The sequence below is a fragment of the Dactylosporangium sp. CA-233914 genome, assembly GCF_050942935.1.
In the GTDB taxonomy this organism is placed as follows: Bacteria; Actinomycetota; Actinomycetes; order Mycobacteriales; family Micromonosporaceae; genus Dactylosporangium.
On sequence record NZ_CP192030.1, the window covers coordinates 2,973,926 to 2,994,815 of the forward strand.

A 20,890-nucleotide genomic window follows, 5' to 3' on the forward strand; every position below is an offset into this window, starting at 1 on the left:
CGCGGTAACCTCGGCGGGTGTCGCTCTGGCTCTCCCGGCGTGCGCGGTGGTCGGCGTCCGCGGTCGCCGCGCTCACCGCCGCGCTGCTGGTGTTCTCGGTGGTGTACCGCGTGAGCCAGCGCCCGTACGGCTTCGAGCGCTTCGACCGGATCGGCGGGGTGGCGCTGCCGGCCGGTAGTGAGCGGGCGCGGGCCTACCTCGACGGGGGCCGGGCGTTTCTCGGCCGGGCGACCGGCGGCGGGGCGTATGAGCTGCGCGCCGTCGACTCCGACAAGCCGTCGGTCGCGGTGTGGACCAACACGTCGCTGACCGACGTGGACACGTTCCGCTCGGCCCGGGGCATGGTCCAGGTCACCAGCCTGCCCGACGCGGCCGGTCACCGGAGGGTGACACTGCTCAACGCCAACAACGGCGTCGCCTTCACCTCCTTCGAGGTAGCGTCCGGCGACCGCTGGGCGCTCATCGGGAAGTACTTCGTCCGCTACGCCGCCGCCGAGCACCGCCTGAGCATCACCGACGTCGGCAACGGCAAGCAGACCGCCGCCTTCGACCAGCCGGGCGGGGCGGACGCCTGGTGGCCGACCGACAACTGGAGCGGCCAGCAGGTCCCGACGTCCACGACCGGCGAGCCGATCGACGAGGCGCTCACCGTCGCCCCGTACATCGTCCGGGCGACCGCCGACCGGGGCCTGGAGGCCGTCGGGCTCGCCGGCGGGCACGCCCTCGGCGCCGGCACGGGCCTCGCGGAACCCTCGGACCTGGTGTACGCGTACGAGGACCAGGTCTTCGTCGCGGCGCGGGGCGAGGGTTTCGGGCTCAGGGCGTACAGTCGCACGCACTTGACGAAGGCGCAGTGGGGCTGGTCCTCGCCCGATCCGCAGGCCCGGCCGCTCTTCGTGAGCGCGTGCGGCGAGCACCGCGTGTGCGTCGGCGAGGAGCATCACCTGACCGGGCTCGACACCGACACCGGCGAGGTGGTGTTCCGCATCGCCGCCGAGCGCCCGTCCCAGGCCGTCCCGGTCGGCGACCGGATCATGCTGCGCACCGCCACGCAGGCGGTCGGGGTCACTGAGACGCTCCTGGACGCGGACGGCAAGGTCGTGAGCAGCTGGCCCGGCAAGCGGGCCGCGCGCCTGGACGAGGGCAGCTACCTGCTGCTGCCGGCCGTGCCGCCGCCCGGCGCCTTCCCGTGGATGGGCGTCGACGCCGAGCACGGCAAGGCCCGCGAGCTCGGCCAGGTCGACGCCCGGCCGGACGCCTGCACGTGGAGCCACACCTACCTGGCCTGCGCGACCGCGGGCGAGTTCGTCTTCTACCGGATCCGGGCGCCCTGGTACTCCCTCTGAGCCACCACCCCTGAAAGCCGCGATTTCCGAGAACGCCGACAGGCCGGATGATTTACCGCCAGCAATGCCGATTCTTGCAATCGTCATTGAGAATCTTGCAACCACGGCTTAGTGTTGGGGCCGCTCCGCGTCCAATTGATGTGGCGAGGATCGGTGAGGCATGTACCTGGCGCCATCGAGCACGAGCATCGCGTTTCGCACCGATCGGACCGGCGAGGGGCCGCTCATCTGGGCGCAGCTGGCCATCTGGGACGTCTTGCGGTGGCTGCCGGCCGGCGACACCACGCTCAACCTGCTCGTGCACGCGCCGGTGCCGGCCGGGCGCGGGCTCGTCGCCGTCTCCGAGGCGGTCAGGCTCCTCGTCGAGCGGCACGACGCGCTGCGCACGGTCTTCTTCGAGCGTGACGGGGAGCCGGTGCAGAAGGTCCTCGGGAGCGGGGAGATTCCGCTGCACCTGCACGAGCTGCCCGACGACGTGAGCCTGGGCGAGGCCGTCACCGAGATCGGGGAGCGGCTGCGCAAGCCCTGGTTCGACATCGGGCGGGACCTGCCCCTGCGGGCCGCGGTGCTGCTGCGGGACGGGGTGCCGCAGCTCGTGCTGCTCGCCGCCAGTCATATGGCCGTCGACGGATGGAGCTTCGGCATCGTGCGCGGGGGACCTCGTGAACCTGCTCGCCGATCCGCCGGTCGCGCTCGAGGCGGGGCAGCAGCCGCTGGAGCGGGTGCAGTACGAGCGGTCCGCGGTCGGCCGGCGGCGGGAGGCCAACGCGCTGGCGTTCTGGGCGCGGCACCTGCGGACGCTGCCGGCCGGCATGCTCGAACGGGGGCGGCGCTCGGACGGGCCGCCGAACCTCGACTGGGGGGGCTGCGGGAACTGCTGCCGGCCACGAAGCTGCGCTCGCCCGTCATCGACCGGCTGCCGAAGCACGCGAACTTCTTCATGTTCCTCATGGACCTCGGCGAGACGGCCGAGCTGATGCTCAGCGTCGAGCTCGGGTTCTTCGGCCGGCGCGGGCCGCTGGGCTTCCTGGCCGATCTGGAGCGCGTGGTCGTGCGGGCCGCGTCGGACGGGACGAGTACGACGGCCGACCTGTACTCCGCCGTGCGATAAGCGACCAAAAGGGCTAAAGCCGCCCGGTCCGCCGCCGATCAGCCGGGCAGTATGTCCAGATCATCATGGATTGCGGCCGTCCTGTGCGCGCTGGCGATCCTCCTCGCCCCGCTCCCGGCGTCGGCCGACCCGGGCGACGAGGGCGGCTCGGCGGAGCTCACCGAGCAGCTGGAGGCGGCCAACCGCGCGTACATCGACGCGCAGAACGCGCTGACCGCCTCGCAGATGCGCCAGGCGCTGCTCTCCGCGCAGCAGGCGGAGCTGGAGCCGCGCTACCGCGAGCTGGTCCGGGAGACCGAGACGGTCACGGTCGCGGCGTACCAGTACGGCGGCGGCCTGCGCGACGCGGCGACCCTGCTCGACAGCCCCACCCCCGGCGTCTTCGCCGACCGCGTGAGCCTGCTGGAGCTGGTCGCGCGCCGGCAGAGCGCCAAGCTGCGCGAACTCGCCGGCGTGCGCGACGGCCTGGAGGCCACCAAGGCGACCATCGACGGCGAGGTGGCCCGCCAGCAGGAGCAGCTGCGGGTCATGGCCCGGCAGAAGGAGGCCGTCGAGGCGGCGCTCGCCGCGGCGCTCACCCGCGAGTCGCAGCCGATCCTCGACCCGGCCACCACCAACAGCACCAGCACGCCGCTGGTGGTGCCGCAGCCGGCGCCGCGCCGCGCCGACGGCTCGTGGCCGCCGGAGACGTGCGGCATGAAGGACCCGACGACGAAGGACGGGTGCCTGACGCCGCGCACGCTGCACGCGCTGCAGCAGGTCAAGCTGGCCGGGTTCGGGCGCTTCGTGTCGTGCTGGCGGTCGCCTCCGCAGCCCTACGAGCATCCGAAGGGCCGCGCCTGCGACTTCGCGGCCGATCCGAAGGGCTTCGGCGGGGTGGCGAGCGGGCCTTCGAAGGAGTACGGCACGCAGCTGGCGACCTGGCTGGTCCGCAACGCCCAGCCGCTCGGGGTGATGTACGTGATCTGGTACCGCCAGATCTGGACCCCGGCCGCCGGCTGGCACACGTACGAGAGCGGCAGGGGCGACCCGAGCAGCGACCACACCAACCACGTTCATATGTCCATCTACTAGGTAGGACATTGACGTCGGTAGTGCTCCCGTGATCTGATCCGAGAACTCTTCACGTTCTGGATCGAGGAGACCGCCGTGTCCAAGTTCCTCCGTGCCGCGCTGGTGGCGACCGTCATCGCCACCGCCGCAACCCTGGCCGCCCCCACCTCGCCGGCCTCCGCCGCGTTGCCCACCGCCGCCGTCGCGCTCGGCGACAGCTTCATCAGCGGCGAGGGCGCCGGCAACTACCAGCCCGTCGTCGACTCGGGCGGGGTGGCGCAGTCCTTCCCCGGCTGGTCGGCGCCGAACAGCAACGCCTTCTTCTGCCACCGCTCCGCCAACGCCTCGCTGCTACAGGCGACGCTGCCGGGCATCGCGGACCGGTACAACCTCGCCTGCTCCGGCGGCCGGCCCGCCGACCTCGCGACCGCGTCCTCCGCCCGGGACAAGGGCCGCTCGGTCGCCGCCCAGCTCGACCAACTGCGGGCCGTCGCCCAGACCCACGACATCGACCTCGTGCTCGTCGGGCTCGGCTCCAACAACAGCCAGTTCACCTTCGGCGACGTGGCGGAGAAGTGCGCCAACCGCTTCATCGCCGACGCGTGGACCGGCTGGTGGGAGTTTTGGGCCTACCTGGGCGGCCCGGTCGAGCAGGCCCCGTGCGCGGCGGCCGACCTGGCGACCGCCGCCCAGTTCTCGGCCGCGACGACGGAGACGGTCAACGCGGTCCGCCAGCTGCTGATCACCCTGAACCAGGTCGACGCCGACCACCAGCACCGGGTGGTCTTCCAGGACTACACCAACCCGCTGCCGCTGGACCTGGACCCGTCCTACTGGGAGGCCGACGGCCGCCAGGACGACCGGGACAAGTTCCGCGACCTGGGCGCGCTGCGCTATGCGGCCGGCTGCCCGATCCACCGGGCCAGCCTGTCGGCCGGCCACCTGTTCTCGCAGGGCCTGGGCACCCTGGTCCAGAACGTGCGCAACACCCTGGCCGCCGAGTTCCCGAACGACGACCTGGTCTTCCTCGACGTCCAGCACGCCTTCGACGGCGCCCGCCTCTGCGAGCACCCCGGCAGTCCCGCGGGCGCGCTGGCCACCCCGATCCGCCTGCAGGACGGCCCGAGCGGCACGTTCGTCACGAGCCTGTCGGGCAAGGACAAGATCGCGATCCAGCGGATCGCCAACACCTGCGCGTCGTACTTCCAGACCTGCCAGGAATCCTGGCACCCCACAGCCGCCGGCCAGGCCGTCCTGGCCCGCTGCCTCAACGCCGCCACGACGACGGCCGCCCGCGCGGTCACCTGCACCCGCCAGCCCGACGGCACGATCGTCACCACCTGAGCTCCTCCCGGGACCGTGGCGAACATGGTCGCCCGGCCCCGGGCCTGGCGCGTCTACCGAACCCAGTTGACGCCCTTCCCGCCGACACCGAGGCGTAAGAGAGCGTTGGGTAACTGGATGGCTACTTTGATCATGGCTTCGGCGTGCGCGGGTTTGCGCCGTCTGCACCGTCCCCAACCAGGCGAAGGTTCGTTTCACCACCAGCGGCGGGGTAGCACCTGGAAGCCTCGCACGTCGGTGTTTTCAGCTTGCATCCGTAAGAGTGCTGGCTGCAATGTCCGGGGATCACGATTCCGATCGGATCTCCACGGGTGCCCGACCGGGCGTGCGGCGACGTTGTTCGGGCGTGCGGCGCCATGTCGTGCTGCCCTGCCTGTGGTCGTGGCGGTAAACGCCGGCCGGCAACCCACGATTTGGGCTGTCCCCGAAGAGCTTACGAGCGCGACCCGTTTGATGCGCTCGGTGGTCAGCGTCCGCCGTTGAGGCACGCTTTGAGTATCGGCGGTGGCGGCGAGCGTCGAGTGCGCGGTTTCGTATCCATCGGCGAGGTTCCGGGATCGCGGCAGCGGCGACCGGGATCGCCCGCACGCCACGACACGCGACACGACGTTCAAGAATCGGCAGCAGACGGCGCGGTCAAGAGCAGACTTGGCACACGGATCCGCGGCAATCAGCGCGCTACGGAACGTCACGACGATTGGCCTACCCAACTCACGGACATGCCCATGTGCGTGCACCTGATCTTGCTCGCTGCCTTGCTCAGTGGATGTTGTGTGCCACCGACCGGGTGGTAGTGACAGCCGATGGATTGTGGGTGATCATGTGTCGTTCACGGCGTCCACGTCAGCTTGGAGAGCAGCGCCATGGCTCGTATCGACACCACCTTCGGCCGCCCAGAACTGGCCGCCGTCCGTAACGCCGTCACTCGCGGTGACCTGCGGGCGCTCAGGTCGGCGCTGACTGCCGGGCTGACGAGCGCGCATGACCGGCTCGACCGGGTAAAGGTCGCGGTGGACACCCTGACGGCGCGGACCGGCGCCTCGGTGCCCGCCGGCCTCGACGACTGGGTCCGCACCGAACCGGGCAACCCAACCGCCCTCGCGGTGCGCGGTGGCGTCGAGGTGGCCCGGGCCTGGGAGATCCGCGGCGGCGCGCTTGCGCGCGAGACGCAGCAGCAGCGGCTGCGTGACTTCATCGCCATCCTCGGCCAGGCCGAGGAGTACTGCCGCGCGGCCGCGCACGCCGACCAGCGCGACCCGGCGCCCTGGGCATTCCTGCTCCAGATGGCGCGCGGCCAGCAGGTCGACACCGAAGAGGTGCTGCGCCGCCGCGAAGAGCTCGAGGCGCGGGCGCCCCAACACCTCGGTTCTCAGCTGCAGGCGGTCATCGCGCTCGGCCCGATGTGGGGCGGCTCGGCAGAGCTGGCCGCCGACCACATCCGCAAGTGGCTGACCTCGGCCCCGGCCGGCTCTACCCTCCCCGCGCTGTTCTTCGTCGCCCAATACCAGCGCTTCCTCAGGGAGGGGCGAGGCTTCGTCCGCGATGCGGAGGTCCGCGCCGAGGGCCATCGGGCGGGTGAGCAGCTGCCGAACCGGCCCTGCGCGACCCCGGACGAGTTCCTGGCCCACAATTACGCGGCCGCCTGGTTCGCGCTGAGCCGCGAGCCCGGCCGCGCCAATAAACACTTCAAGCTTTTGCGGGGCTACGCCACCGAGTATCCCTGGACATTCCTTGGTGCCGCCACGGGCCAGCGCGCACTGGCCACCTTCCGCGGCAAGCGGCAGAACGCCCTACTCCGCCTACCGTTCTGAGCCAGAATATTGGTGGGTCTCGGGGGCGAAGGGCTGGCAGACCGCCGCTCTTCACCCCGCTTCCGGCGGCATACACGGCGGGCCGAAGCATCGAGCACCGGTCAGACCAAGCGACCAGTGAAGAAATCTGCCCGGTATGCCTAGCGATCATGGCGCACGGATTTGCTGCTGTCGGCTCGTTACTGGCGCGGTGCAGGAGATCTGCGCGCCATCGCTGTCGCCGCTGGCAACCCCGATTGAAGCGGTGTTCCACTCATATCGGTGGGCCGGAGACACGATATTGTGCGCCGGTGGATTGGGACGCCTTCGAGGCGGCATGGCACGACAGCGGATGCCGAACCTTGGCCGGCCTGGCCGCGGTGCATCCGGGCGAGCGGCTGTACGCCGCGGCCTTCCACCTCTTCTACAGCGACGACAACGAGATCCTCCCGCCGGCCCTTGCCGCCAATACCGAGGCTGCGGTGGACCAGCGCTCTGGGTATTCGACGCGGTTCGCCCCGCCAGAGTGGCGGTGGGACGTCCTGGACGCCGCGAGCGATGCGATGCGGCCGTGGTACCGGCGCATCACCGAGGAGTTCCTTACGTCCGCCGGCAACGCCGCCGGACGCGACGCGGCGTTGGACGCGCTCGCGGCGGCACACGACGCCGCCATGGCCAGGGTCTGCAAAGCGATGACCGCGACCGCTCGCCAGGGCCGCATCCACAGCTCGCTCCCGACCAACTTCTTCGTCGTCATCCTCGAGGGCCAACGGGGGGACGAGGAGGCCGACCCGATCCGTGCGAGCGTCGACCCCCAGGTGCTCGCGACCGTCCCCGAACTGGCCGAGCACCTGCGCGAGATCGAGGAGGGGTGACCTCCAACCGGCTCAACGGCCGTCATGCTCGCTGCGCATAATGCCGCCGATCGTGCGTGCCGTGTTGGTCGGGTCGGTCACGCCGGGTGGCGCGTGCCGACCCTGGCTGGTGTGCTGAAGTGCCGATGACAGCACGTTCGATCTGGTACGCGCGCTGGATCGCTGTGATGTCAGCCTTGGGACTCGCGCAGGACCTGCCACTGGCTCCAGGCGAGCTCGGGCTCGAGGTCTGCGTAACCGCGGCTGCGTTCGAGCTGCTGCGCATCGGCGTGGGTCATCATCATGCAGACACCTTCGCTGGTGAGGCGCTCCACCTCTTCGCGGCGGAGATGCCGACCGGCCTCTTCCTCGGCGGCGGTGAGGACGGCCACCAGCGAGGGAATGAACACGGGTCGAAGTTCGCTCCGTGAATCCGCCTCACCTCCCTCAGTGCCCAGACGCCAGGTGCCAAAGGGGTTGTGGCAAGCGTGGCCCGGCGGATACCCGCCGTCGGGCCAGCGCTCAAGGCGGCGGCGAGGCGTATCCAGGTCGGGCCTGAAGGTATCGCCGCTCACCAGCACGGGGTCCTCTGCCAGCTGATACACGTTGAACGAGCCAAGGATCTGGTTGGCCTCGGACGGTGGGGCCTCGACCTGCGCATCCGGCAACCCGAACGCGTGCATGCCGCACGATCGCGACACACCGCGATCCTGGAGCACCACGACGGCGCAGCGGTACAGCATCCACGGGTCGCCGCTCTCGAGACCCCGAATCCAGCGTGTGACGGGCCAGCCCAACTTCGACTGCTCGAGCCGCACTCCCAGCGCGCCGGCGTCGCCCAGCGCGGCGATCAGCATCGCCACTTCTCCCGCCGCCGCACCGAGGTACACCGGCAGATCCAGGACCAAGGCACTGCCAGCCGCGGCGACGGCGTGCTGCTCCTCCACCGACATCGTGCCGTGACCGAACGCCTGGCTGAACGAGCCGTCGTTCTCCACCCACTCCGCCAGAGCGCGAAAGCCGAGGTTCTGCGATGTGAGCGACTGGCCGTCCAGTGTCAGGCCGGAACGTCCGAGCGAACCCTGCCACTGAGCCATCGTCGCCGCAGCCCCTGGGACGAAGAGCCGCACACCGTACACGTGATCGTCAGGCATGCAGCGGAGGGTAATACCGCTCTGCGAGGCCGCTGAAGCCACGTGTCCAGTCGCGGCGGCCCCGCAGGACGGGTCCCTGCGCAATCTGCACGCAAAACGCCCACGTCGGGCGCGTGCTCATGCCGCGATCGGCTCGCTGCGGAGCGTCGTGGCGAATTGGGCGCCAACGTCTCGCGGCTCGGTACCGAGCAACCGCCGTGGCGTCCGCGGTCGCGCCTCAAGTCACATCGGCCGGGGGCGGCTCGACCCGGAATCGGCGCCACAGCGGTGCGGGCCAACCCAGGCCCTCCTCGGTGACGGCGACGGTGACGCCGAGCAGGGCAAGGAAGTCCAGCGCCGCGCACTCGTCGCCACGGCGGAACCGGTCGCCGGCTCGGGCCGGCACGTCCCACGCGTCGTCGCTCTCCTCGTCGTCCGGACGCTGCACAAGGTATGCGGCAACATCCGAACGGTCGAGGGCGAGGTCGGGGAACGCGGCAACCACGGCCTCCGGTCGGCCGGACAGATCCCTCCCCGGAAACCAGGTGTTGCGCTCCTGCGGCCACTGGATGAACCAGTCCACCGCCGTACCCCGGTCGAACAGCTCATACCCCCAGTCGTCGCCGTCGTAGACGAACACCAGGATGCCGGCGCAGCCCAGCGCCTCGGACACGTGCAGTTGCGCCTGACGCCGTAGCGTCCATTCCCAGCCGCTCGTCCAGCGCATCACGGTCCAACCGTCACGCTGCTCGTAAAGGTTGAACGCGTCGACCCACTCGTCAGCTGGGACCTGCTCGACCCGCCGGGCATGCCGCGACCAGAACTCGGCCAGTGCGGCGTGGACATCGGCGTGCCCCACGCCACGGAACGCATTGATCCGGACGAACAGCCCCATAGCCGCAATCTAGTGACCCCGCCGCGTCCACGCGCGCCATTAACCCAGCCCGCCCCGGCTCCGTTGACCAGCGGCAAGCCCACCGGTGCAGCGGATCTGTCGCGAGTGTTGCGCAGCGGCCGTCCGAAGATCGTCACGCTTCGTGGCCGCAGGACCGGCGGGTTTCCTGCGTCGCTGGCTCATGCTCGTGCCGAGATGAGTGCACCGTTCGGCCGGGAAGCTGGTCGATCAGGCGCTATCCTGCGAGGCCATGAACCTCGATCATCTCGCCACGGCCGGGGCGGACGGACGCTGCCAGGCATTGTGGAAGATCGAGAATTCCCCGGAGGCTCGCCAAGTGCTTAGCAGCGTGCGGCGTCGTGGTCCCGGGCGGCTGCGGCGCGCGGCCCTCGACGCTCTGGCCTACCTCGGTGGTGAAGCGGCTCTGGACCCGGCTGATCTGCAGATCGTGGAGCGGTTGGTCCGCATTCGCCGCCGCACTGATCCGATCGGCTCGGTCACGTCGTGCTGGACGTACTGGTGGGCGGTGCGCAGCACCGACCAGGACGCCGTGGTGGCCGCTTTGGGGCTGACCGATGTGCGGCCGGCAACCTACGGGCTGGCCGCCACCGTCATCGACATCCTCGAACACGACGAGAGCGCGGAGCAGGGGCTGGTGTACGTCGGGCCGTCGATCAACGGATGGGTTCCCCTGGCGGGGCCATGGTGCGACGCCTTCGGCGGGCGCGCCGATGAAGTACGGGCAATCGTCGCCGACCTGAGCCGTCAGTTCGGTGAGGTGCACGCCTTCTATTTCAGTGAGCAAGGTGACGGCTCGGCGTGGCATGTCGTGCGGGACGGCATGACGATCCGGTCTTTCTACAGCGAGGATCTGGAGATGTCGTCGGGAGATCCCCTGCCGATCGAACGTGAGTGGATGGCCGCTCACGGCTTGGACGGCAAACCCGAAGAGCATCCCGACGACGTTTGGGATATCACTGCCGCGAACGAGGTTGCCGCCGCGATCAGCCTGGACGTGGGCTGGCATCACCCGGTCACCGCCGACGTGAGAGGGTTGCCGGTCCTCGCCTCGGTGCCCGGCGCCGGCCCAGCAAAGTTCCCGGCCGGTGTGTACGAAATCTGAGCCCACCGACAGCCGGAACCTGCATCATCACCAACTTGCGGGCACTCTCGCTGATCATCTACGTGCCCGGCGTCCGCTCCTGCTCAGGCAACTCGAGCACCGGGTCCGGCAAGGTGAAACGGACATGGCGGTCGTGCGAGTCGATGGACCGACCGCATGACGGGCATTCAGCTCTCACGGTTCGAGTGTTCCAGGCCGCTCCGGACGATGTCCGGCTCGGCAGGGCGGTGGCAACTGACCAGCGGTTCCGGCGGCGAGCACCAATACCTGCTGCAATGCCCGGACGTGCCGCTGTGAACGCGCTTGCGGTGGCAGCAGTGCATCGAGGGTGATCTTCCGGGTCGCGAGTTCATCCCATTCCCGCAGCTGTGACAGCACAGTCGAGACGGCTTCGACGGCTAGGCCAGGGTTGGAGCGCCACATCCAACCGAGCACGGTCCCGAACGGATCGCCAAGGTGTACGACGTTGCCAGGCGTCCACATTTGCAACGTCCTATGGGCGGTGTCATCGGCAAGACCGGTTACGAGGTGGGTCAGGACGGCGCGGAGAATACGCTGACGGGCGGGAAAGCGTTCACGGAGACCTCCGGGACCGCGAGGGGGCTGGCGCAGCCAAACGTAACCGAGCCGTCGCCTATCGTCACAGTCTTGAGATAGCTGTCGAGTACGGGCTCCGGCTGGCCCGTACAGCAAGATCGGTTTACCTGATCTGCCGCGGTCTGCGCCGAGCCTGCCGGGAAAACGTGATGGGTCAAGGGACGCCGTCAGCGTGCTGACCATCCGCCGTCGGAGGCGATGGTTTGGCCGGTGATCCAGTCCGCTTCGTCGCTCAGCAGCCAGGCGGCCAGGCGAGCGGTATCAGTCGGCGTGCTCCAGCGCCCTCCGGGGTTGAGCCGGATCACCCCGGCGCGGAGGTCGTCGTCGGCGTAGCCGGTGTCGTTCGGTCCGGGGTTGATGCAGTTGACGGTGATGCCGCGGGGCATGAGGTGCGTCGCGAGGGTGCGGGTGAGTTCGTGCAGTGCCGCTTTGGAGGCGATATAGGGAAGTTGTGCGGGCATGGCGCCGTGATATTGCCCGGAGGTCATCCAGAGCACGCGCCCGCCGGGACGGGTGTCGTCGTGCTGGGCGGCGAATGCCTGGGCCAGCAGCAGCGTCGCCCTGGTGTTGATGGCGTAGCTCAGGTCGAGTTCCTCGGCGGTGAGAGCCTCCAGGGCCTGCCGAACGCTGCGTGTGTGGTTCGCTACCAAAGCGTCGACGTGCCCGAACGCGGCGCGGGCGGCGTCGACCAGGGCCGCCGGCGTATCAGGCTCGGCGAGATCCGCCGAGACGTGCTCGACCCGGCCGCCAGCCTGGCGTAGCTCGTCGACGAGGGCCTCGGGGCCGCCGGGATCCGCGCCCCAAGGTCGCCCGGCGTCATACGGCACCCAGGAGTGAAGCAGCAAAGCGGCGCCGTCAGTGACGAGCCGCCGGGCGATGGCTGCTCCGATCGCGATGCGGCGACTCGCGCCGGTCACGATCACTACCCGGTCCTTCAGTGGTGGCGTGGACATCGCTTCATCGTCGCCGTGCGGCCGTAACTTCGCGACTGAGTAACAGCGACGGTCACGCTGCTGGGTGGGCGTGTGACTGCGAGACAGTGGCTGGGTTCGATAGGTTGTACGGTATGTGGCGCATCACCGTGAACGACACCTGTATCGGGTCCGGCAGCTGTGTCGGGCTGGCGCCGGAGCGGTTCGAACTCGACGACGCCGCGGGGCGGTCCCACCCCGTGCGGGCCGAGATCGAGCCCGACGACGCGGTGCTCGACGCCGTTGCCAACTGTCCCATGGAGGCGATCTCCGTCATCGACCTCGAGACCGGGGAACCGGTCGAGGCGTAGCCCACGGCCTGGACCGCTCGGTAGGCGCCTGGCGCGCGCGAACCGGATGCCCGCGAACGTCGCGATCCACAGCGCACCCGCCGACCGTGGTTGGGAGTCGGCGAACGAAGATGAGCTGCGCCGATTGAAACGCCGCGATCGCCGGGAAGGCATCCGATCGCCTCACCGCCGTAGCACGAGAACTGCGCCAACGGCGAGGAGTTCACGCACGCTCTGGGGAGCGGTAGGCGCGCAGCAGGGCCTCGGCGGCCTCGACCGGGGTGAGACGGCCCTCCAGGACCTCGCGTTCCACCTTCGGGGTCAGTTCGCGGACCGCGTGACTCGTGCGCAGGCCGTCCAGCAGGGCATCCCTCGTCATGGACCAGACCCAGCGTAGCTGCTGGCGTTCCCGGCGCGACCGTAGCTCGCCGCTGGCCGACAGTGTGTCGTGGTGGCGGGTCAGCTGTGACCATAGCTCCGGCAGGCCGGCGCCGGTCAGGCCGCTGCACGTCACCACCGGAGTCTGCCACGCGTCCTTCGGGCCGGTGCGCAGCAGGCGCAGGGCGCCCGCCAGCTCGCGGGCGGCGGCCTTCGCGTCCGTCTCGTGGGGGCCGTCCGCCTTGTTGACCGCGATCACGTCCGCCAGCTCCAGGACGCCCTTCTTGATGCCCTGCAGCTGGTCGCCCGTGCGGGCCAGGGCCAGCAGCAGGAACGTGTCGACCATGTCGGCCACCGCGGTCTCGGACTGGCCCACGCCGACCGTCTCGACCAGGACGACGTCGTAGCCGGCCGCCTCCACCACCAGCATGGCCTCGCGGGTCGCCCGCGCCACGCCGCCCAGGGTGCCTGACGTGGGGGAGGGGCGCACGAACGCGTGCGGGTCCGCGGCCAGGCGGTTCATTCTCGTCTTGTCGCCCAGGATGCTGCCGCCGGTGCGGGTTGAGGACGGGTCCACGGCCAGGACCGCGACCCGGTGGCCCGAGCCGGTCAGCTGCGTGCCCAGGGCGTCGATGAACGTGGACTTGCCCACGCCGGGAACGCCCGTCACGCCGATGCGGCGGGCCTTCCCGGCGTGCGGGGTCAGGGCGTGCAACAGCGCCTGGGCGCGCTCGCGGTGGTCGGCGCGCGTCGACTCGACGAGCGTGATCGCCCGGGCCATCCACGCCCGGTGGCCGGAGCGGACGCCCTCGATCAGGTCGCTCAGTGCTGCAACCGGGATCGCAGCACCTCCAGCAGCTCCAGGGCCGCGTCGGCGATGACCGTGCCGGGGCCGAAGATCGCGGCTGCGCCCGCCGCGCGCAGCTCATCGTAGTCCTGCGGCGGGATCACGCCGCCGACGACGATGAGGATGTCCTCGCGGCCGAGGCCGGCCAGCTCGGCGCGCAGGGCCGGGACCAGGGTCAGGTGGCCCGCGGCGAGGGAGTTGACGCCGACGATGTGGACGTCGGCCTCGACGGCCTGGCGGGCGACCTCGCCGGGGGTGGAGAACAGGGGGCCCACGTCAACGTCGAAGCCGAGGTCGGCGAATGCGGTCGCGATCACCTTCTGGCCGCGGTCGTGGCCGTCCTGGCCCATCTTCGCCACCAGGATGCGGGGGCGGCGGCCCTCGTCCTCGGCGAACGCGTCCGTCGCGGCGCGGACCCGCTCCACGTTGCCGGACCCGCCGGCTTCGTCGCGGTACACGCCGGAGATGGTACGGATCTGGGCCGTGTGGCGCCCGAAGACCTTCTCCAGCGCGTCGGAGATCTCGCCGACCGTCGCGTGGGCCCGGGCGGCGGCCACGGACAGCTCCAGCAGGTTGCCGCCGCCCGCCGCGCCCGCCGTCAGGGCGTCCAGAGCCGCATCGCAGGCCGCCTGGTCGCGTTCGGCGCGCAGGCGCTGCAGCCGGGCGATCTGGGCGGCGCGGACGGCCGAGTTGTCGACCTTGAGGACCTCGATCGGCTCGTCGGCGTCGGGGCGGTACTTGTTCACGCCGATCACCGGCTGGCGGCCCGAGTCGATGCGGGCCTGGGTGCGGGCCGCCGCCTCCTCGATGCGCAGCTTCGGGATGCCCTCGTCGATCGCGCGGGCCATGCCGCCGGCCCGCTCGACCTCCTCGATGTGCGACCAGGCGCGCTGGGCGAGGTCGTGGGTGAGGCGCTCGACGTACGCGCTGCCGCCCCACGGGTCGATGACCCGGGTGGTGCCGGACTCCTGCTGCAGCAGCAGCTGGGTGTTGCGGGCGATGCGGGCCGAGAAGTCGGTCGGCAGGGCGAGGGCCTCGTCCAGGGCGTTGGTGTGCAGCGACTGGGTGTGGCCCTGAGTGGCGGCCATCGCCTCGACGCAGGTGCGCACCACGTTGTTGAACACGTCCTGGGCGGTCAGCGACCAGCCCGACGTCTGGCAGTGCGTGCGCAGGCTCAGCGACTTCGGGTTCTTCGCGCCGAACTCCTTGACCAGGCGCGCCCACAGCAGCCGGCCGGCCCGCAGCTTGGCGACCTCCATGAAGAAGTTCATCCCGATCGCCCAGAAGAACGACAGCCGCGGCGCGAACGCGTCCACGTCCAGCCCGGCGTCGCGCCCCGCGCGCAGGTACTCCACGCCGTCGGCGAGGGTGTAGGCGAGTTCCAGATCGGCGGTCGCCCCGGCCTCCTGGATGTGGTAGCCGGAGATCGAGATGGAGTTGAACTTCGGCATGTGCTTCGAGGTGTACGCGAAGATGTCGCTGATGATCCGCATCGACGGCGCCGGCGGATAGATGTACGTGTTGCGGACCATGAACTCCTTGAGGATGTCGTTCTGGATGGTCCCCGACAGCTGCTCGGGCGCCACCCCCTGCTCCTCGGCGGCGACGATGTACAGCGCCAGCACCGGCAGCACCGCGCCGTTCATGGTCATCGACACGCTCATCCGGTCCAGCGGGATGCCCTCGAAGAGCCGGCGCATGTCCAGGATCGAGTCGATGGCGACGCCGGCCATGCCCACGTCACCGGCGACCCGCGGGTGGTCGGAGTCGTAGCCGCGGTGGGTGGCCAGGTCGAAGGCGACCGAGAGGCCCTTCTGCCCGCCGGCGAGGTTGCGCCGGTAGAACGCGTTGGACTCCTCGGCGGTGGAGAACCCCGCGTACTGCCGCACGGTCCACGGCTGCGTGGTGTACATGGTCGGGTAGGGGCCGCGCACGTACGGCGCGATGCCCGGCAGGCCGCCGATGAAGTCGACGCCGGCGAGGTCGTCCGGGCCGTACACGCCCTTGACGTCGATGCCCTCGGGGGTGTGCCAGGCCTCGGCCGTGCCCTCGGGCGCGCCCGGCTCGACCCGCGGGGTGCCGAGGGCCACCTCGGAGAAGTCGGGAATCACGGCGCCACCACTCCCAGGTCTCGGTGGGTCTGCTGGAGCACGCCGAGCGCGTCGCAGCCGGTGAAGAGGTACGCGTCCACGCCCTCGTAGGAGCCCTTGCCGGCCAGCCAGACCTTGCGCACGCCCTCGGCCTTGAGGCGCGCGGCGGTCGCGGCGGCCTCCTCGGCGTAGGAGCGCTCGGAGCCGCAGACGCAGGCGACCGGCGACGGCTCGTCGGCCAGTCGCACGCCCCCGGCCGCGAACAGGTTGGCGGCGAAGGAGACGCGGGCCGAGTGCGTGGCCGGCGGACCCAGCGTGACCAGGCGCACGGTGGGGGGCTGCGGCGCGGCGTCGGCGGCGTCACGCAGAAGCTCGAAGCCCTGGGAGTACGACATCCGGGGTAAACCGCCGCCCGGCGGCAACGGTGCCGGGGGACGCACCGGGCGCCGCTCGGCCAGGTCCGGGAACTCCGACACGCCGGTGATCGGCTGCCGGCGGTGGGCGAGGTCGTCGAGGCGCCGCTGCCGTACCTCGCCGACGCGGTCCTCGACCAGCCCCGACGACAGCGCCGCGGCCATCCCGCCGGCCCGCTCGACCTCGTTGAAGACGTCCCAGGCGGCGTGGGCCAGGGCGTCGGTGAGCGATTCGACGTACCACGACCCGCCGGCCGGGTCGAGCACGCGGGCGACCCCGGCCTCCTCGATGAGCAGCGACTGGGTGTTGCGCGCGATGCGCCGGGAGAAGCCGTCGGGCAGGCCGAGCCGCGCGTCGAACGGCGCCACGGTGACCGCGTCCGCGCCGCCGGCGCCGGCGCCGAAGCAGGCGACGGTGGTGCGCAGCAGGTTGGTCCACGGGTCGCGGGCGGTCATCATCGCGTCGCTGGTGACGGCGTGCTGGCGCTGGGCGCCGAGGTGCGGCACGTCGCAGACCTGGGCGACGCGGGCCCAGACGCGCCGGGCGGCGCGCAGCTTGGCGATGGTGGCGAACTGATCGGCGGTGGCCGCGAAGCGGAACTCCAGCTGGCGCAGGGCCATGCCGGCGCTGAGGCCGCCGGCGACGAGCTCGCGCAGGTAGGCGACGCCGGTGGCGGTGGCGTACCCGAGCTCCTGCGCGTCGGCGGCGCCGGCGTCGTGGTACACCGTGGCGTCGATCGTCGCCACCGGGACCGGCGACTCGCGCGCCAGGACGGACAGCAGCGAGAGCTCGGTCTTTTCGCCCGACCGGGCGGTCAGGCCCAGCGGATCGGCGCCCAGGTTGCCCGTCTTGTCGGAGCCTGGCAGGGCGAGAAACGCCCGGGCCGCCTCCAGGGTGTCGAAGCCGTTGTCGAGCACGACCGGGGCCAGGTCCAGGTAGACGCCGTCGAGCGCCTCGGCCAGGTCACCCGGCGCGAGACCGGCCAGCCACACCGAGGTGGCGCCGTTCTCCAGGTCGGACAGGATCGCCGCGCGGGTCACCTTGGGATCTGGATCGGCGTGGCGCTGGCGGACGTCCCAGGGCCGGGGGAGCGCGCAGCCGCCCCGGACGAACGGCACGTGCCCCGGCTGACCGGCGGGCGGGGCGGCGTCGGCGGCCGTGTACAGCGGCGCGATCCTCAGGCCGTCGTACGTCGCGGTCGACAACAGCTCGGCGACGGCCTCCGGCGGCGCGTCGTCGTCGGCCAGCCCGGACTTGCGCAGCACGCCCAGCGCGAGCCGCCGCCAGTCCTGGAGATCTGCGGGGGCGCTCATGGTCGCCACGTTAAGGGCGTGTGCGCGCGAAAATCCCTACTTGTGACAACCTCCACCTCTCCACTTTGTCACCGCTCAAGGCTCGCCGCAGGACCTGGCGACGGCTGGCGGACGGCGGCCGTGGCGGAATCGGCCGCGCGCCGGTGGCGCCCAGGTCCGTGCTCACCCGCCGGGCGTGGGACCGGCGCCAGGGCGACCGGCAGCCAGGTGGCGGCGATGGCGCAGGAGAGCATGGCCAGCACGATCGTGACCCGGTCGACCGAGGTCGACAGATGCCAGTGGATGTCGTACTGCGTGACAAGATAGATGAAGGTCAGCATCAGCCAGTGCGCGGCGAGCACCGCCCACAGCCACCCGTCCCCGGCCAGCCCCAGCCGCCGGCGCCGCCCGCGCAGGAGCAGCCCGCCGAGAACCGCGGCGACGGTGGCGGCGATCGCCACGGGCCAGATCCGCTCGCCCAGCTCCGTCTCGATCAGCGGCAGCCGCTCCCACGTGCCGGCGTCGCCGCGCAGCAGTGCGCCGAACCGGCCGCCGGCCATGAGGTCGTTCTCCGCGCCGAGGGCGCGGGCGGTCAGCGACCAGGCGGCGGCCGCGCCGGCGGGCAGCCAGCACCACGCGGCGCGGCGGATCTCGCGGCGGTAGCGCACCGACGCCACGACCGCGAACACCTCGGCGAGCGCGACGCCCTCGTTCTTCGTCAGCGCCGCGGCCGCCACGAGGAACAGCGCCAGGGGTGTGACCCCGAGCGGCTCGCGCGGCGCGAGCAGCAGCACCGCTCCGGCCACGAACGCGGCGGCGCACATCGTGTCGCTGTAGCCCTCGGTCGGCGCGGTCCACTGCGGCAGCCAGGCCGAGCACGCGGCGCCGAGCGCGGCCGGGATCGACAGCTGCCACGGCGCGCGGGCGGTCACGCGGCGCACCGCATAGGCGACGAGCACGGCGGCCGACCAGGTGACGGCGACGTTGACGGCGATCGCGGGGCGGAACGTGTACGACTCCAGAAGCCGCCACGCCACGCCGACGGGCGCCGAGGCGAGCGGCGGGTAGTCGGGGTGGCTGGGCACCAGCGCCGCGTTGCCCATCGCGGCGCGGGCGAAGTCGCCGCCGCGCGCGAAGTAGCCGGCGTGCAGCCACCAGATCGCGTGGGCGTCCCACGCCACAGGGTCGCGGAACATCAGCAGCATGGGCGGCAGCAGCGGTACCCCGAGCAGCCCGGCCTCCCGCCAGCTCCCACCCGGCGCCGGCGCGGCCCGCCGCACCAGCCACGCCACGGCGACGCTCGCGGCGAGGACGGCGGCGAACCACGGGATCAGCGGCCCCCGCAGCCACAGCATGAGCAGCACGGCGACGGCCGACACGGCGGCGCCGGCGAGCGGGGCCAGCAGCACGGCCAGCGGCAGCGAACGGGTCAGCGCCCACCCCAGCGGCAGCCCGGCCACGGTGAGCATGAAGACCGCGACGACGCTGGTCACGTCGCCGCCGGGGCGATGTCGAGGGCGACGCCGTGCGGGACGGACGCGTCGCTGCGGCGGCGCAGGACCAGGTCGGCCCCGGGCGTGTCAACGGCCAGCACGAGCCCGTGCACGGTCACCAGCTCGGTCATCCGGAAACGCCAGAGCTCGTCGGGCTCGTCGACGAAGACCCGGGTGCCGGCCGGAATCCGGCGGGCCATCTCGGCGCCGAGATACTCCATCCGCTCGACGTCCCGCCCGGGCCGGTGGTGGTAGCCGATCGCGAAGTGCGCGCCGGCGTCGGCCGAGTGCGCGGCGCCGAGCGCGGCCGGGACCAGAGCCCCGGCCGCGACGGCGGCGACGATCAGCCGGACCGCGAGGCTCGCGGGCGGCTCATCTTCGTCCTGACGTGGCATCGGCGACCCCAACCGGCTGTTGATCGATCGGGGCGACCATATGTTCCGTGGCCTGCGATTCACTGCTCCGCGGAGGGTGATTCGTCGGCGTAGCGGCACTCGCCCGCTCGCCACGTGGCTTGATCCGCGACGGCACGTCGAAGTTCAGCCCGGACTTGAGCAGCCGCTTCAGCCGCGGCGCGAACGGCCGCTCCACGAGCCGGTGGCCGAGGTAGGCCAGGACCAGCATCGCCGCGATCATGCCGAACAGCAGCGGCCACGGCGCGATCTTGCCCTTGAGCAGGCGGATGGTGATGACGCCGATGTCCTGGTGCAGCAGGTACAGCGGATAGGTCATCACGCCCGCGACGGTGAGCCACTTCCACTTCGCCCAGTCCAGCCACCCCAGCGCCGAGGCGGCCACCGCGGCGAAGAAGCCGCCGACGAGCACCATGGCGAGCGTCCACTTCATGTTCACGTGGAGGTACTGGTTCATGTGCCGCGTGTCGAGCAGCACCTGATGCTGGGCCAGCAGGAACGACACGCCGACGAGCCCCCACAGCAGCGGCGTGGAGCCGAAGCGGTGGATGAGGTACAGCAGGATGCCGGCGATGAAGTACGGCGAGTACTTCGGTTGCACGATCGTGTCGATGATCGGGATGCCCATGTTGCCGGTGACGATCGTCGCGATGAGCCACAGCGCGCTGAAGGCGAGCACCCGCCGGTAGGTCAGGCCGAACGCGACCACGATCGCGAACAGCAGGTAGAAGCGCATCTCGGTCCACAGCGTCCAATAGACGGCGTCGACGCTGGGCACCCAGAACGCGTCCTGGGCCATGGTGAAGTTGACGAGCAGGTCGGACAGGGTGGTGGGGGCCCGGATCACGTGGGATGACAGGGCCAGGTCGCGGTTGAAGTACACGAACGCGAACGAGAGGGGCACGGCGACCCAGTACATCGGGTAGAGCCGCACGACCCGCGAGACGAAGAAGTCCTTGAGGTTCCGGTCCCAGCAGCTCATGCAGATGACGAACCCGCTGATCAGGAAGAACAGCTGGACGCCGAGGTAGCCGTAGTTCGCGAAGTCGAACAGCCGGCCGAACACCTGACGGTTCGGCGACTCCCACAGCTGTGAGTGCGGCGTGCCGACGTAGTGGTAGATCACCACGAGCAGGGCCGCGACCAGGCGCATGCCGTCGAGCGCGGCGAGGCGGCCCTCCCTCCGGGGGGAGGTGCGTGCTTCGGTGAGGGTAGGCGCGTTAAGCACCCGGCACTTTAACCCCGTTGGGTGGAATCTGTCGAAATCTCGACGCTCGATGACGGCAAGCTCGCCCGATGGGGCTCGGTGTTCCCCCGCTGTTCGCTTCGCTGCGGGGTGCTCGCAACGTCCTGGTCGCGGGGCCCGCCGGCCGTCCGTGCGTTACCCCGCACCGGGGTCCGGCCGTTGCGCGGCGGTCCAGCACGCACAGTGCAGCACATCGCTGCGGTGGGTGCG

Annotated in this window: 17 protein-coding genes; 8 read left to right on the top strand and 9 right to left on the bottom strand. The window is 71.0% G+C overall.

Annotated elements, in window-relative coordinates; translation table 11 throughout:
* Nucleotides 1-17 precede the first annotated feature (17 nt).
* The 6 genes from ACQPY0_RS13805 to ACQPY0_RS13830 all read left to right on the top strand — a co-directional run bounded on the left by ACQPY0_RS13805 (nt 18) and on the right by ACQPY0_RS13830 (nt 7,519).
* Nucleotides 18-1,346 (top strand): hypothetical protein, encoded by a 1,329-nt coding sequence (locus ACQPY0_RS13805; protein WP_432988615.1) that lies wholly within the window; start codon nt 18-20, stop codon nt 1,344-1,346.
* Between the two features lie 160 nt (nt 1,347-1,506).
* On the top strand, nt 1,507-2,457 hold the full coding sequence (locus tag ACQPY0_RS13810; protein WP_432988617.1) for a condensation domain-containing protein: 951 nt from the start codon (nt 1,507-1,509) through the stop codon (nt 2,455-2,457).
* 51 nt (nt 2,458-2,508) lie between these two features.
* Nucleotides 2,509-3,531, top strand: coding sequence for a coiled-coil domain-containing protein (locus ACQPY0_RS13815; RefSeq protein ID WP_432988619.1), 1,023 nt, complete (start codon nt 2,509-2,511; stop codon nt 3,529-3,531).
* Between the two features lie 75 nt (nt 3,532-3,606).
* The gene (locus ACQPY0_RS13820; RefSeq protein ID WP_432988621.1) at nt 3,607-4,854 is read left to right on the top strand and encodes an SGNH/GDSL hydrolase family protein; all 1,248 of its coding nucleotides are present in this window, start codon (nt 3,607-3,609) and stop codon (nt 4,852-4,854) included.
* An 863-nt stretch (nt 4,855-5,717) separates the two neighbouring features.
* Nucleotides 5,718-6,665, top strand: a complete 948-nt coding sequence (locus ACQPY0_RS13825; protein ID WP_432988623.1) for a hypothetical protein — start codon at nt 5,718-5,720, stop codon at nt 6,663-6,665.
* A 290-nt stretch (nt 6,666-6,955) separates the two neighbouring features.
* Nucleotides 6,956-7,519, top strand: a complete 564-nt coding sequence (locus ACQPY0_RS13830) for a DUF4303 domain-containing protein (protein ID WP_432988625.1) — start codon at nt 6,956-6,958, stop codon at nt 7,517-7,519.
* 170 nt (nt 7,520-7,689) lie between these two features.
* Here the strand turns inward: ACQPY0_RS13830 and ACQPY0_RS13835 are convergent, their stop codons facing one another.
* Together ACQPY0_RS13835 and ACQPY0_RS13840 are read right to left on the bottom strand one after the other, a co-directional pair.
* Complete coding sequence (locus ACQPY0_RS13835; RefSeq protein WP_432988627.1) at nt 7,690-8,652, bottom strand: hypothetical protein; 963 nt, start codon at nt 8,650-8,652, stop codon at nt 7,690-7,692.
* 217 nt (nt 8,653-8,869) lie between these two features.
* On the bottom strand, nt 8,870-9,526 hold the full coding sequence (locus ACQPY0_RS13840) for a hypothetical protein (RefSeq protein WP_432988629.1): 657 nt from the start codon (nt 9,524-9,526) through the stop codon (nt 8,870-8,872).
* Nucleotides 9,527-9,776: 250 nt separating this feature from the next.
* On the opposite strand from ACQPY0_RS13840, the gene ACQPY0_RS13845 reads away from it, so the two are divergent.
* On the top strand, nt 9,777-10,649 hold the full coding sequence (locus tag ACQPY0_RS13845; protein WP_432988631.1) for a hypothetical protein: 873 nt from the start codon (nt 9,777-9,779) through the stop codon (nt 10,647-10,649).
* 764 nt (nt 10,650-11,413) lie between these two features.
* On the opposite strand, the gene ACQPY0_RS13850 is transcribed toward ACQPY0_RS13845, so the two are convergent.
* On the bottom strand, nt 11,414-12,169 hold the full coding sequence (locus ACQPY0_RS13850) for an SDR family oxidoreductase (RefSeq protein WP_432988633.1): 756 nt from the start codon (nt 12,167-12,169) through the stop codon (nt 11,414-11,416).
* Between the two features lie 143 nt (nt 12,170-12,312).
* Here ACQPY0_RS13850 and ACQPY0_RS13855 point away from each other — a divergent pair, with 143 nt between their 5' ends.
* Complete coding sequence (locus tag ACQPY0_RS13855) at nt 12,313-12,528, top strand: ferredoxin (protein ID WP_432988635.1); 216 nt, start codon at nt 12,313-12,315, stop codon at nt 12,526-12,528.
* A gap of 202 nt (nt 12,529-12,730) precedes the next feature.
* Here the strand turns inward: ACQPY0_RS13855 and meaB are convergent, their stop codons facing one another.
* From meaB to ACQPY0_RS13885, 6 genes are all read right to left on the bottom strand, one after another.
* Complete coding sequence (gene meaB, locus ACQPY0_RS13860) at nt 12,731-13,666, bottom strand: methylmalonyl Co-A mutase-associated GTPase MeaB (RefSeq protein WP_432988637.1); 936 nt, start codon at nt 13,664-13,666, stop codon at nt 12,731-12,733.
* Between the two features lie 41 nt (nt 13,667-13,707).
* Entirely contained in the window at nt 13,708-15,747 is a 2,040-nt protein-coding gene (gene scpA / locus ACQPY0_RS13865; RefSeq protein WP_432995225.1) for a methylmalonyl-CoA mutase, read from the bottom strand.
* A gap of 92 nt (nt 15,748-15,839) precedes the next feature.
* Nucleotides 15,840-17,549: a methylmalonyl-CoA mutase subunit beta gene (locus ACQPY0_RS13870; RefSeq protein WP_432988639.1), complete on the bottom strand. Its 1,710-nt coding sequence runs from the start codon at nt 17,547-17,549 to the stop codon at nt 15,840-15,842.
* Nucleotides 17,550-17,617: 68 nt separating this feature from the next.
* Nucleotides 17,618-19,021 carry a hypothetical protein gene (locus ACQPY0_RS13875; RefSeq protein ID WP_432988641.1) on the bottom strand — a complete coding sequence of 468 codons (1,404 nt, stop codon included), beginning with the start codon at nt 19,019-19,021 and terminating at the stop codon, nt 17,618-17,620.
* Entirely contained in the window at nt 19,018-19,416 is a 399-nt protein-coding gene (locus tag ACQPY0_RS13880; protein WP_432988643.1) for a hypothetical protein, read from the bottom strand. The genes ACQPY0_RS13875 and ACQPY0_RS13880 overlap by 4 nt, the downstream gene beginning before the upstream one ends.
* On the bottom strand, nt 19,394-20,662 hold the full coding sequence (locus ACQPY0_RS13885) for an acyltransferase family protein (protein ID WP_432988645.1): 1,269 nt from the start codon (nt 20,660-20,662) through the stop codon (nt 19,394-19,396). Before ACQPY0_RS13885 ends, ACQPY0_RS13880 begins: the two co-directional genes overlap by 23 nt.
* Nucleotides 20,663-20,890 lie beyond the last annotated feature (228 nt).

Bases quoted from the DNA above. Each gene is read 5' to 3' on its own strand.
- ACQPY0_RS13810 (WP_432988617.1), top strand. From the start codon at position 1,507: ATGTACCTGGCGCCATCGAGCACGAGCATCGCGTTTCGCACCGATCGG.
- ACQPY0_RS13815 (WP_432988619.1), top strand. From the start codon at position 2,509: ATGTCCAGATCATCATGGATTGCGGCCGTCCTGTGCGCGCTGGCGATC.
- ACQPY0_RS13825 (WP_432988623.1), top strand. From the start codon at position 5,718: ATGGCTCGTATCGACACCACCTTCGGCCGCCCAGAACTGGCCGCCGTC.
- ACQPY0_RS13835 (WP_432988627.1), bottom strand. From the start codon at position 8,652: ATGCCTGACGATCACGTGTACGGTGTGCGGCTCTTCGTCCCAGGGGCT.
- ACQPY0_RS13840 (WP_432988629.1), bottom strand. From the start codon at position 9,526: ATGGGGCTGTTCGTCCGGATCAATGCGTTCCGTGGCGTGGGGCACGCC.
- ACQPY0_RS13845 (WP_432988631.1), top strand. From the start codon at position 9,777: ATGAACCTCGATCATCTCGCCACGGCCGGGGCGGACGGACGCTGCCAG.
- ACQPY0_RS13855 (WP_432988635.1), top strand. From the start codon at position 12,313: ATGTGGCGCATCACCGTGAACGACACCTGTATCGGGTCCGGCAGCTGT.
- meaB (WP_432988637.1), bottom strand. From the start codon at position 13,666: ATGGCCCGGGCGATCACGCTCGTCGAGTCGACGCGCGCCGACCACCGC.
- ACQPY0_RS13870 (WP_432988639.1), bottom strand. From the start codon at position 17,549: ATGAGCGCCCCCGCAGATCTCCAGGACTGGCGGCGGCTCGCGCTGGGC.
- ACQPY0_RS13880 (WP_432988643.1), bottom strand. From the start codon at position 19,416: ATGCCACGTCAGGACGAAGATGAGCCGCCCGCGAGCCTCGCGGTCCGG.